Here is an 11,967-nt window from a genome sequence, read left to right on the forward strand (position 1 = left end):
TTTGATTCAAGCCAATGAAACCAGTGCAAAAAGGGATTGCGATGCTCAACCTCAGCGATACGGAATCCCGAATTCTTCGAGTCGCCTGCGACGTATTTGCCAGAGAAGGTTTTCGCAACGCCGACGTGCAGGTGATTGCTGATCTCGCGGGGGTCGGCAAAGGGACAGTCTACCGACACTTTGGCAACAAAGAGCAGCTGTTTCTAGCTGCCTCGAAGCACGCGGTCGAAGAAGTGGCAGCCCACATATGGAAAGACGTAATCGGCGATGCTGATCCCGACGATGTACTGGCTAACATCGGTACGACAAACATGCTTCGCAAGATCGCCGCTTCATACGCTTCGTACTATCAGCGAAAGCCCGGGGTAGTAGAGTTGATGATCCAAGAGCGGGCGGAGTTCCGGCAGTCGGTCTTTCCAACCCACTTGATGCATCGCGCCGAACATCGTGGCGGGTTGGAACGACTATTCCAACGCGGGATGGAACGAGGAGAGCTACGCGATTTCGAAACGGGGCCAGTTGCCGATGCCTTCGCCGACATGCTGTATGGCAGCGTGGTGAATGGTTGCCTCGATGGAGGGCATCAGCATCTGCCCGAACGAGTGGCATGTGCCGTGGAGATCTTCATCAACGGCTTGGCTTGTTCACCAATCCATGAAGAGTAAATGTGCGAAGGAACGACACATGAAATCACAACGACTTGACATGCAGACTGCTCTGACAGGATTCTTGGCAACTCTTTTGCTAGTGACTGCAGGCTGTAACCAGCCCGCTCCCACCGAGCAAGAAGCGGCTGCGTATCAGATTCAAACAACTAGCATCTCGGTACGCGTGGCTCCGGTCATGCATCAATCGCTTGTCACTGAGAAAGAGTTCACTGGCAACCTGCTTCCCCGCCGTGTCACCCGTATTATGGCCGAAGTGCCCGGCGTGGTTGCCGAGATCCCTCAAGTAGGAGCCAAGTTCGATATCGTCGTCGAGGGCAAGCACTACTCCGAGCAACTCGGTCTGACCTACGGCCAGCCGGTTACCAAGGGGGATCTGCTACTGCAGCTCGACACACGTGATTACGAAGTAGATCTGCAAATGGCTCAAGCAAAGCTGGCGAAAGCTTCGGCAGATCTAGCGAAGCTCGAATCGTGGGAGCGCGCCGAGGAAGTCACTCGGCTAAGTGCGTTACAAGCCGAGGCCGCTGCCCGACTCGAGCAAGCGAAGCGAGATCGCGATCGCATGCAGCAACTGCTGCCGACACATGCGATTTCGCAAGCCGAGTTCGAAGAGAGCGAGCTAGCGGTGGCCACCGCCAGTGCGGCTGTGGATAGTGCCGCCGCGTTAGTGAAGCGAGCCCAGGCAGGCCCGACCGAAGAAGAAATTGCGGTACAGCGGGCCCTGGTATCGCAGGCCGAAGCCGAAGTCGAGCAAAGCAAGATCGAACTCTCCAAGACCACGCTGCTGGCCCCTTACGACGGAGTGATCACCGCCATCAATGTGGAAGTTGGTGAGCGAGTCGCCGCGTCGGGTGATGTGCTCGTCGAACTCATGGACCTTAGCTATTTGGTGGCCGAGATCGGTATTCCTGAGTCGTTCGTCGGGGCCGTGAAAGTTGGCGATCAGGCCTCCGTACTCGCTTCGGGAAGTGTCGAGCCGGTTACCGGGCTGGTGGTCGCAATAAACGAACGCGTGGATCTCGAAACGCGCACTTTCCGCGCCCGAGTCGCCATCGACAACGCGAACGCCCGCTTCAAGGCAGGCCAGTTCGCTCGCGTTCGAATCCCCTTCCGACCCACGACCGAGGAAACGCTCGTCGTTCCCTCGGAAGCTATCGTGTTTATCGAAGGCCAGCCGCACGTTTATGCGGTAGAGAACGGTCGGGCGATCGCCAAACAGATCGAGTTGGGACTCGCTACCGATACCTCCACACAGGTGGTAGCCGGACTCGCTGGCGACGAACTTGTGATCACCGATGATCCCACGCTTGTCACCGATCAATCGGAAGTCGTCGTCGAGTCTCCTCCGTCCACGGTTGTCGTTTACAAGCAGCCATAGTCCCCCCTCCACCGCTCCGCTTTTCATTCTTTGCACAACAACTGGACGGACGCGTCCGTTCGACCTTCGGTCCTTCGAGTATTCAAGATGAAACTGTCCGAAACTGCCGTTCAGCGACCGGTGCTCACCCTCATGGTGTTCTCGGCGCTCATCGTGTTTGGCATGGTTGCCTACCGCACGCTCGGCGTCGCGCTCTATCCAGACGTAGATATTCCCGTCGTCACGGTCACGGTTACCTACGAAGGGGCTGCTCCCCACACCGTAGAGACCGAGGTAACCGAGGTGCTGGAGGAATCACTAAGTACGATCAGCGGCATCAAATCGATGCGTAGCGAAACCAGCGAGGGGCTCTCGCAGGTGTTTCTGGAGTTCGAACTCAAACGCGATATCGATATCGCTGCTCAGGATGTTCGAGACAAGGTCTCCTCGGTGCAGTACGAGCTTCCTTCCGAAGCCGAGGCTCCCATTATCGAGAAGCTGGATCCCGACGCGACCCCGATTCTGGGAATCGTGCTGGCAGGTAAAGGCTCGGTGCGCGATATCTCTGAGATTGCCGACGATATCGTGAAACCGGCCATCGAAGGAATCGATGGAGTGGGTGGTGTGCAACTATCCGGAGATCGCGAGCGGGAGGTCCGCATCTGGTTGCGAGTGAATGATCTAACCTCGTACAACCTCGCTGCTCAGGACGTTGTAGACGCCCTACGGGAAGGCAATATCGAGGTACCAGGAGGACGTCTCGAAGCGGGAGAGTCGGACCTGGTAGTCAAAACCAAAGGCAAGCTGAACGACGTGGCAGATTTTCGCCGCATGGTGATCACCCGCCGCAACGGACATGCCATTCGTCTCGAGCAAGTTGCCTACGTCGAAGATGGTCTCGAAGATCGCCACAGCCTGGCTCGCCTAAACGGGCAACTAGCCGTATCGCTTTCGGTCCGCCAGCAGTCGGGCGCGAACATGGTGGTCGTGGCGAACGAAGTGAAGGCAACTTTAGACAAGATTCGCGACTCGTTACCAGAAGGGTACGACTTGCTGGTTGTCCAAGACAATTCTGCCTTCGTAGAACGGAGTGTAGACGAAGCACAAAGCGAACTGGTCCGAGGGGCAGCACTCGCGGTGCTGGTGATACTACTTTTTCTGCGGAGTATTCGAGGCTCACTTGTGGCGGCAGTCACGATTCCGGCCACAATTGTATCGACCTATGCTTTTATGATGGCGTTCGGCTTCACGCTGAATACCATGACCCTGCTCGCGCTTACCATTTCGGTCGGCATGGTGATCGACGACTCGATCGTGGTGCTCGAAAACACCTGGCGACACATGCAAGAAGGCAAGCCGCGACTGCATGCGGCCGTGGCGGCGATGGACGAAATCGGCTTTGCGGTTATTGCGACATCACTCTCCATCGCAGCGGTGTTTGTGCCTGTCGCCTTCATGGATGGGCTTATCGGGCAATTCTTCTTCGAGTTCGGAATGACCATCACCTTTACGGTGATCATTTCAACGCTGATCGCCCTCTTCCTCTCGCCGATGCTCTGCTCGCAACTTCTAAAACTGAGCGCTTCGCACGGTCGCCTTTACCAGATTTCCGAAAACCTACTCACCGGTATCGAATCGCTTTACTCATGGGTGCTGGGCGTGGCTCTCCGTGCCCGCTGGCTTGTAGTGCTGGTAGCGATGGGAGTATTTCTCGCCAGTTGCACGCTGCTGCCGTTGATCGGTAAAGAGTTCACCCCCGCTGCTGACGAGGGGCAGTTTCAAGTACAACTCGAAGCTCCAGTTGGTTCGTCGGTGGACCGCACCGCTAAGCTGGCCGGGCAGGTCGAGGCCATTCTTGCGACGCTTCCGGCTGTAGAGGACATTTATACAACCATTGGTGGACAGTACGAAGGACAAACCACGGTAGCCCAGGTGATGGTCCGCATGGTCGATCGCAGTCAGCGAGCCACTTCGCAGTCGAAGGCCATGGAACTGGCCCGTGAGCGACTCGCCCCCTACTCGCACTTGCGAATTACTGTGGATCCCATCGCCCGACTCGGAGGCGGCGGCATGCGTTCCGCTCCGGTACAGTACAATCTGCGGGGTGACGATCTCAATCAACTCACTCAGATCGCAGATACTCTAGTGGAGACACTGAAAGCGACCGAGGGCTTTGTCGATGTCAATACAACCAGTCAAAGTGGCAAGCCCGAACGGCCTTGTTGACTAACTCCACTCGAACTGTGGAAGCCCGAGTTGGGTGAATTGATTGATGATTTTACAGCGCAAGCGGGCTTCCGTTTGTTGGTTTTCGAATACTCGGTTTTTGAGATGGCTCCCAAAGCTTTGTTTCACTCGGTACATGGTCGTTTCCGCCAAGCTTCTACGATGATAGCCCACTTCCTCTTTCCAACTCCTACGCCCCTTGCGTCGAATCTGACGAATTGCCTCGTCCCGGGGCAAAGGCTCCTCCGCAGAGTTGCCATGTTGTTTGATCTTGGCGTTGTGCTGCGGCGGAATCACCGGCTCAATGCCTTCGGATTCCAGCCCTTCATAAACCTTCCACTTGTCGTAACTACCGTCGCCGTGAAACTTTTTTACGGGCTGCTCCACCTGCTCCAGCATTTCGGGAACCGCATCGGCATCGTGGCAACTGTTCTCGGTCAAAATCTCCGCCACAATCTCGCGGGTGTCAGGATTCACCGACAAATGCAGCTTCCGCCATGTCCGCCGCTTCGACTTGCCATGCGTCCGCATCTTCCATTCGCCCTCGCCAAACACTTTCATGCCGGTGCTATCCACCACGATATCGATGTCGCCCCTCTTGTTAGCGATATCGAGCGAAACATTCAGCTTGCTGGCTCGCTTGGCGAGCGAAGAATAATTGGGAATCGCTGCCTCGACGCCCAACATCGCCACCAGCGAGCGGCCGAATCCCTCAGTCTGCCGATAGGGAAGTTTCAGCAGTTCGCGAATCGTCAGCAAGCACTCGATCGCCGTATCGCTGAAGACAAAAGGGCGACCGACTTTTGTCTGGTCGTTAGGATGTTCCCAGTTCTCCAACGCCTCGTCGCTAAACCAAATAGTGATGTTTCCACGCTCGATGAGCGACTTGTTATACTCCTTCCAGTTCGTGACTTTGTAGGTTCGTTTTTCTTTCGTAGCCATGTTCGATCTCCGTAAAAAAGGTACGTGGTTCCATTCCACGTTAGTTTTTACGGAGGTTTGTGACTAATTGTTCAACAAGGCCAGCCCGAACTATCGATCGCCATCAATCGTGACCGAGCTTCCGATTTAGGGGTGAAGGTGGAATCGCTTGGCAAAGCGATCAACCAACTCGTCGGCGGCCAGGCGATCTCCACCTTCGAAACCGGTGGCGACAACATCGATGTCCGTGTTCGCCTGGTGGGTGACGATCGCCAGCACGCCAGCGCCCTCGAAACGCTGCCGATGCGTACTTCGGATGGCAGCCTGACGGAGCTTCGCAACATTGCCTCAGTTAGCAATACGTTCGGCCCGGTGACCATCGAGCGGCAAAACCGACGTCGTCAGGTGACAGTTCTGGCGAACCTTGCGGACGGAAAACCCTTGGCCGAAGCGGTGCAGCAAGTCGAGTCGCTCGCTCAAGAGATTGGCTTGCCCACCGGAGTCGAAGGAGTCTTCACCGGCACGGCCGAAACCATGGCCGAGTCGTTTGCCAGTATGCTTTTCGCCTTGGTGCTGGCAGTAGTCCTCACTTACATGGTGCTGGCCGCTCAGTTTGAAAGCTTTGTCCATCCCCTCACCATCATGATCTCGCTACCGCTGTCGATCGGTGGAGCACTCGGGGCGTTGGCTTTGACTGGCCGTACGCTCAACATCTTCAGCATGATTGGAATGGTGATGCTGATGGGCTTGGTGACCAAGAATGCCATCCTACTGGTCGACTATACGAACTTGCTTCGCCGGCGCGGGACCGCCCGAGACGATGCCCTGCGCCAAGCCGGACCTACAAGATTACGTCCGATCCTGATGACCACCTGCTCGACCATCGCCGGCATGATTCCGATTGCGATTGGCCTCGGCGAGGGTTCGGAGTCGCGAGCACCGATGGGAGCGTGCGTTGTGGGAGGGATGATTACCTCGACACTGCTAACCCTGGTGGTAATTCCAGTGGTTTACAGCCTGATGGACCAGTTTTCGACTTGGGTCGTGCGATGGTTCTCACACGACCAATCAACAAACGAACTGGCTTCGCCTGCGTTGCTGGATCATACAAGTCAGCAGCAACTCCCTAGCCCTACTCCTTCGACAATCTCTGCGGCTTCCGCCAAAATTGCGTCGTGACCAATTCGTCAGTGATACAGCTAGTCGTTAGATTCTTTCTGTTCCGCAACTGGTGGTTTCGTTTGGCCACTTGGCTGAAGACTATTGAGCAGATGCACTGACTCTCTACCCAAGCGTTCACAAATCGCTGAGGTTTCGCCAAAGTCAACATCTAACGGTTCGACTCGATGCGACTCGACAATCGCCACTGAGCCAATCCACGGATCGGGAGAACCAGGCAGGTACACAATCACGAGGTCTTGGCTCGTCCGTCCCGCTTCGTAGCCAATGCGTATCATATCGTCGAGCCGCACGGTAACAGGTTGCAACGAAGGGCCGATCGTTCCATCGCTGATATTGCCAGTAAGAATGTCTTTGTAGATCGCGTATTTTGGATAGACCGTTACCAGTTGCTTCTCGATAGTCTGCGTAAACTGCCGAGCAATTGCTCGCCGAGCCGCTAATCCACAAACGAAACAGAGGAACAATACGATCGCTATAGCGATAAGAAACAAGAGCAACACCCCTAGCGTGCTGCTAACCGGCAAATACTCGCGCAGCGGGGTATAAACGACTAATACCGCATTATACACGTACCCGAGCAAAGCTCCGATCACGGCCAACGGTAACAAGAAGAGCAATCCACCGATGGCAGTTGTTTTGAGAAAACCAACGCTTTGGATGATCTTTGATTTCATCGGCCACACTACTCCTGGAGAAGTCACAAGTAACCAGTCCTATCAGGGAGACTCGCCAATGGAGGCCTGAAAGTGCGGTATACTATGGAGCATCTCGACTCCGCCTGCAAGAACTTATCGCTTGCAGTTGAAAGGAGCGACCTTTGTAGGTTCACTCTGAGCTATCCCCTAGTACTGTAGGGTTAACCAGCTTCGTTAGGAATCGCCAGTATTGCAATAGCTCCGCCTGTTGGATTGTCATTGATAGACCATTCGGCTCCTAGAGAGGTCAGCGCAATCTCGTCGAGAACCGCCAACTGCTCCGAATCGGCATCGACTTCCGCTATGGACTCGTAAGTTGCACTTCCTCGACTGCGGTCGTCGGCCGATAGACCATTATCCGCCACCATGATTTCGATCGTATTGTCTTCCAATTGACGTGTATGAACCTCAATAATTCCTTCGTCGGGGCTTGAAGTCCCTACTTGCTTGAGCGACTCCGCGGATGCACATATCATTTGCGATACCACACGAAAGAGGTGAGAACGACTTGCGCACACGTACTGAGCGTCACTCGATACTTCTACCTTCGGACTCGAGACTTCCTTCCATTTCGAGCGAGTGAGTGTCAGCGCATCGTTAATCACCTCTTTCAGTTTGACATCACAGGTATTCGCAGAATTATCACCGGTGGCTGATTTCATCGCCCACACGATCTTGTCGATGGATCGCACCGCCTCTAAGGCATCCTCGCCGGCGCTGAGCATCCCTTCGATATCTAGTGACTCTGCTTCTACCACGCATACCGCATCCCGATGGCCATCTGAATGTTCACGTCCAACGACATTCGTTACCTGCAACTGCTGTTTGGCTTTGCGGCTAATCTGCACCCGCCGATGCGCCTGGTTCATATATTCCAAGCATGAGAGAGCAATCTGAAGTGGTGAGCCGATCTCATGGGCTACCCCTTCGGCGAGTCCCCCGAGAGATTCAAGCCTTTGTCGTTCCGCAAAAGCAGCCAGCAGTTGTTTCTCAGCGGTGATATCGGTCGCGTACTTCACAATCTTCTCGACCTCACCACTTTCACCCTTCACTGGGTTGTAAGTACCTTGAATCCACTTGCGTTCACCATGCTTGCCATATCGCTCAAACTCCCCGGCCTGATATTGCCCACTGCGGAGCTTCTGCCAGAACTGTTCGTATTGATCACTGTCACTTTCGTCTTGTGAGACAAAGATACTATGAAGCTGCCCGAGCACCTCGTGCCTTAAATACCCCATTGTATGCAAGTAATTGTCGTTCACATCGATAATCACCCCGTCAGGATTGAACTCGATTCGACCATGTGAGCGATCAATTGCCGTTAATTGAGCATCTAGGGCCACCGCAGCGCGGGCAGCGATCTGCTCCGCCTGCTTTTGGGCTGTAATATCGATGGCGTACTTAACAATCCGCCACACTTGACCATCATTATCGAAGATTGGGTTGTAGTTGGCTTGTATCCATCGTCGGTAGCCATCTTTCGTGAGTCGCACGAACTCACCACGCTGATACTCCCCTTCTCGAAGAGATTGCCAAAACTCTGCATACGCATCAGACTCACGATAGGCCGATTCGACAAAACACCGGTGATGCCGACCGAGCACTTCATCGCGATGGTACCCCATGGCATCCAAATAGTTGTCATTTACATCGATAATGATTCCATCTGGTGTGAATTCGATTCGTCCTTGCGAACGATCAATTGCCTCGAGGCGAGCAGTGAGCATTTGCATCACCGTGCGAGTGTCTTCCGAGCCGAGTCGCCGATCACCACATGGATTCATAGGACCTTTACTCCAAACAACAACACCGACTCACAACCTTTGGGAAATCCATGCCGCCTTAGTCGCTCAGCTGGTGGGCGGAACTTTATTGAGGGGGTACTCTCCACTTTTATGTCTGTAGCACCTGAGTTTCTCTGTGAATATGTGGTATAGCACCTTGCTAAACACCATCTATAATCTAGCTCTCACACGAGGAAGATGACGGAAGCCCCGGCAAACCGAATTGCCAACAGTACTTTCCAACGAATCGGGTACTGCGGTAGAAACGACCCAGGATTAGCTGACTGGACACATCCTAGTACGTCTTTCCTGAAATCCATTCCGCTGCTATATGCTGCGGAATGAAAAAGCACATTGTTTGCCTGGACCACCAGGCCCGTGGAGGTTTGGAGCAGCTAGCACGCTCAGGCGCCCGCGCGGCGCAAGTGGTGCGTCGCTGCCAGATATTATTGAAATCGGACTCGGGATGCACCGACGAAGAGATCGCCGAGCATGTGGGCTGCACGACGCGCAACGTCCGAGCCGTCCGAAAGCGGTTCTGCGAAGAGGGCGTCCAGCGGGCGGTGTACGATGCGCCTCGCTCGGGCCGCCCCCCAGAGTTCACCAAGCGGCAGCAGCAACAGGTAATCGCCCTGGCGTGCAGCGAGCCGCCCGAGGGACGGGCTCGCTGGACGCTGGAATTGTTGTGCGAGCACGCGGTGAAGGAAGGCTTCGTCGATTCGCTCAGCGTGACGGAGGTCTCGCTGTGGCTCAAGGAACACGACCTGAAGCCGTGGCGAAAAAAACTTGGTGCGTGCCCAAGCTGAACGACGAGTTCTGTGAGCGGATGGAGGACGTCCTCGAGCAGTACGAGAAGCCGCTCGACCCGAACGAGCCGGTCGTCTGCCTCGACGAGCAGCCCTATCAGAGGGTCGACGACGCGCGGCCGCCCGAGCCCGCGGCACCCGGCAAGATCGCGAAGCAGGACTACGAGTACCGCCGCTGCGGAACCTGCAGCGTGTTCGTGGCGGTCGAGCCGAAGGCGGGCAAGCGATTCGTTCAGGCCAAGCGTCACCGCAAGCGAGCCGACTTCGCCCGGTTCGTCCGCGACCTCTTGAAGCGCTATCCCGACGCAGAGCGGGTTCATCTGGTGATGGACAACCTCAACACGCACAACGAGAAGTCGTTGATCGAAACCTTTGGCGAGGAGGCGGCTCGGCCAATGCTGGAGCGGATTGTGTGGCATTTTACCCCCAAGCATGCCAGTTGGCTCAACATGGCCGAGATCGAAATCTCGGCCATACAGCGACAATGCCTGGGACGTCGGTTGGCTTCGCTCGACAAGGTTCAAAGCGAACTCTCCCACTGTTCACGCGACCGCAATCGGAAGAAAATCAAAATCAATTGGACCTTCCATCGAAAAGACGCCAAACGCGTCTTCCCTGAACTCTATAGGAAATGACTTCCGGGACGACGTACTAGGCACCGAATCTGACACCTGCGGTAGCACCCCATTCTCCGCGATTGGCAAGCACACTCGAAATACTGTACCAACACCAGGAGTCGACTCCACCTGAACATCCCCATGGTGTCGAAGCACCGACTGGTAAACAAAAGCGAGGCCTTGTCCGGTACCTTTTCCTACGTCCTTGGTAGTGAAGAAAGGATCGAAGACCCGCTGTTGAAGTTCTTCTGGTATACCAATTCCATTGTCTGACACTTCGATGTACACCACATCGTCGGAGCTATACGTATTCACTTCGATAACCCCCACACCCGGCTGGCCATCGTAACGCTCTTCAATGGCATCCGAAGCGTTGACCAGCAAGTTCAGAATGATCTGACTTAGCTCCGCACGATCTCCGTAGGGGTATGGCAGGTGCTCATCCAGGTTCATTTCCAATGAAGCTACGTATTTCCAACTGTTTCTGGCAATGACTGAGGCATCTTGGATGAGGGAATTCACGTCGACCGGCTCATGCTCCACTTTCCCAGCATGGGTCATCGCTTTCATCGCATGAACAATCTCGATGATCTTGCTAACAGCGGATGACGCATCGCTCAAGGCAGATGGAATCTCTGCATTCGCAAAGGCCTTGTTGAACAATTAGTCACAAACCTCCGTAAAAACTAACGTGGAATGGAACCACGTACCTTTTTTACGGAGATCGAACATGGCTACGAAAGAAAAACGAACCTACAAAGTCACGAACTGGAAGGAGTATAACAAGTCGCTCATCGAGCGTGGAAACATCACTATTTGGTTTAGCGACGAGGCGTTGGAGAACTGGGAACATCCTAACGACCAGACAAAAGTCGGTCGCCCTTTTGTCTTCAGCGATACGGCGATCGAGTGCTTGCTGACGATTCGCGAACTGCTGAAACTTCCCTATCGGCAGACTGAGGGATTCGGCCGCTCGCTGGTGGCGATGTTGGGCGTCGAGGCAGCGATTCCCAATTATTCTTCGCTCGCCAAGCGAGCCAGCAAGCTGAATGTTTCGCTCGATATCGCTAACAAGAGGGGCGACATCGATATCGTGGTGGATAGCACCGGCATGAAAGTGTTTGGCGAGGGCGAATGGAAGATGCGGACGCATGGCAAGTCGAAGCGGCGGACATGGCGGAAGCTGCATTTGTCGGTGAATCCTGACACCCGCGAGATTGTGGCGGAGATTTTGACCGAGAACAGTTGCCACGATGCCGATGCGGTTCCCGAAATGCTGGAGCAGGTGGAGCAGCCCGTAAAAAAGTTTCACGGCGACGGTAGTTACGACAAGTGGAAGGTTTATGAAGGGCTGGAATCCGAAGGCATTGAGCCGGTGATTCCGCCGCAGCACAACGCCAAGATCAAACAACATGGCAACTCTGCGGAGGAGCCTTTGCCCCGGGACGAGGCAATTCGTCAGATTCGACGCAAGGGGCGTAGGAGTTGGAAAGAGGAAGTGGGCTATCATCGTAGAAGCTTGGCGGAAACGACCATGTACCGAGTGAAACAAAGCTTTGGGAGCCATCTCAAAAACCGAGTATTCGAAAACCAACAAACGGAAGCCCGCTTGCGCTGTAAAATCATCAATCAATTCACCCAACTCGGGCTTCCACAGTTCGAGTGGAGTTAGTCAACAAGGCCATTCGCAAATGCAAACTTCCTTTCATAG

General features: G+C 54.7%; 11 protein-coding genes. 7 read left to right on the top strand and 4 right to left on the bottom strand.

All coding sequences use genetic code 11. The annotated features are described in order from the left end of the window. Window positions 1-41 precede the first annotated feature (41 nt). The 3 genes from Pan181_RS13250 to Pan181_RS13260 all read left to right on the top strand — a co-directional run bounded on the left by Pan181_RS13250 (window position 42) and on the right by Pan181_RS13260 (window position 4,251). Window positions 42-665, top strand: a complete 624-nt coding sequence (locus tag Pan181_RS13250) for a TetR/AcrR family transcriptional regulator (RefSeq protein WP_197529238.1) — start codon at window positions 42-44, stop codon at window positions 663-665. A gap of 19 nt (window positions 666-684) precedes the next feature. Further along, the gene (locus tag Pan181_RS13255) at window positions 685-2,046 is read left to right on the top strand and encodes an efflux RND transporter periplasmic adaptor subunit (protein WP_197529239.1); all 1,362 of its coding nucleotides are present in this window, start codon (window positions 685-687) and stop codon (window positions 2,044-2,046) included. A gap of 87 nt (window positions 2,047-2,133) precedes the next feature. Further along, window positions 2,134-4,251 carry an efflux RND transporter permease subunit gene (locus Pan181_RS13260; protein WP_145247290.1) on the top strand — a complete coding sequence of 706 codons (2,118 nt, stop codon included), beginning with the start codon at window positions 2,134-2,136 and terminating at the stop codon, window positions 4,249-4,251. On the opposite strand, the gene Pan181_RS13265 is transcribed toward Pan181_RS13260, so the two are convergent. Beyond that, window positions 4,252-5,193 carry an IS5 family transposase gene (locus tag Pan181_RS13265; protein WP_145244898.1) on the bottom strand — a complete coding sequence of 314 codons (942 nt, stop codon included), beginning with the start codon at window positions 5,191-5,193 and terminating at the stop codon, window positions 4,252-4,254. It lies immediately after the preceding gene. 66 nt (window positions 5,194-5,259) lie between these two features. On the opposite strand from Pan181_RS13265, the gene Pan181_RS13270 reads away from it, so the two are divergent. Further along, window positions 5,260-6,351, top strand: a complete 1,092-nt coding sequence (locus Pan181_RS13270; RefSeq protein ID WP_145247291.1) for an efflux RND transporter permease subunit — start codon at window positions 5,260-5,262, stop codon at window positions 6,349-6,351. A gap of 20 nt (window positions 6,352-6,371) precedes the next feature. Here the strand turns inward: Pan181_RS13270 and Pan181_RS13275 are convergent, their stop codons facing one another. Next, on the bottom strand, window positions 6,372-7,028 hold the full coding sequence (locus Pan181_RS13275; protein ID WP_145247292.1) for a DUF502 domain-containing protein: 657 nt from the start codon (window positions 7,026-7,028) through the stop codon (window positions 6,372-6,374). Between the two features lie 182 nt (window positions 7,029-7,210). After that, window positions 7,211-8,833: a PAS domain-containing protein gene (locus Pan181_RS13280; protein WP_145247293.1), complete on the bottom strand. Its 1,623-nt coding sequence runs from the start codon at window positions 8,831-8,833 to the stop codon at window positions 7,211-7,213. Between the two features lie 341 nt (window positions 8,834-9,174). Between Pan181_RS13280 and Pan181_RS13285 the strand changes: the two genes are divergently transcribed. Together Pan181_RS13285 and Pan181_RS13290 are read left to right on the top strand one after the other, a co-directional pair. Next, entirely contained in the window at window positions 9,175-9,639 is a 465-nt protein-coding gene (locus Pan181_RS13285; protein ID WP_145244956.1) for a helix-turn-helix domain-containing protein, read from the top strand. Further along, on the top strand, window positions 9,627-10,274 hold the full coding sequence (locus tag Pan181_RS13290) for an IS630 family transposase (RefSeq protein WP_145244957.1): 648 nt from the start codon (window positions 9,627-9,629) through the stop codon (window positions 10,272-10,274). Before Pan181_RS13285 ends, Pan181_RS13290 begins: the two co-directional genes overlap by 13 nt. Here the strand turns inward: Pan181_RS13290 and Pan181_RS13295 are convergent. Further along, window positions 10,182-10,919, bottom strand: a complete 738-nt coding sequence (locus Pan181_RS13295) for a sensor histidine kinase (RefSeq protein WP_145247294.1) — start codon at window positions 10,917-10,919, stop codon at window positions 10,182-10,184. The genes Pan181_RS13290 and Pan181_RS13295 overlap by 93 nt on opposite strands. Before the next feature lie 67 nt (window positions 10,920-10,986). Here Pan181_RS13295 and Pan181_RS13300 point away from each other — a divergent pair, with 67 nt between their 5' ends. Then, entirely contained in the window at window positions 10,987-11,928 is a 942-nt protein-coding gene (locus Pan181_RS13300) for an IS5 family transposase (RefSeq protein WP_145244898.1), read from the top strand. Window positions 11,929-11,967 lie beyond the last annotated feature (39 nt).

Source organism: Aeoliella mucimassa, assembly GCF_007748035.1.
Classification (GTDB): Bacteria; Planctomycetota; Planctomycetia; order Pirellulales; family Lacipirellulaceae; genus Aeoliella; species Aeoliella mucimassa.

What these genes read in the sequence shown, in the direction of transcription:
- Pan181_RS13250 (WP_197529238.1), top strand. Translation starts at nt 42, where the DNA reads ATGCTCAACCTCAGCGATACGGAATCCCGAATTCTTCGAGTCGCCTGC.
- Pan181_RS13255 (WP_197529239.1), top strand. Translation starts at nt 685, where the DNA reads ATGAAATCACAACGACTTGACATGCAGACTGCTCTGACAGGATTCTTG.
- Pan181_RS13260 (WP_145247290.1), top strand. Translation starts at nt 2,134, where the DNA reads ATGAAACTGTCCGAAACTGCCGTTCAGCGACCGGTGCTCACCCTCATG.
- Pan181_RS13265 (WP_145244898.1), bottom strand. Translation starts at nt 5,193, where the DNA reads ATGGCTACGAAAGAAAAACGAACCTACAAAGTCACGAACTGGAAGGAG.
- Pan181_RS13275 (WP_145247292.1), bottom strand. Translation starts at nt 7,028, where the DNA reads ATGAAATCAAAGATCATCCAAAGCGTTGGTTTTCTCAAAACAACTGCC.
- Pan181_RS13280 (WP_145247293.1), bottom strand. Translation starts at nt 8,833, where the DNA reads ATGAATCCATGTGGTGATCGGCGACTCGGCTCGGAAGACACTCGCACG.
- Pan181_RS13285 (WP_145244956.1), top strand. Translation starts at nt 9,175, where the DNA reads ATGAAAAAGCACATTGTTTGCCTGGACCACCAGGCCCGTGGAGGTTTG.
- Pan181_RS13300 (WP_145244898.1), top strand. Translation starts at nt 10,987, where the DNA reads ATGGCTACGAAAGAAAAACGAACCTACAAAGTCACGAACTGGAAGGAG.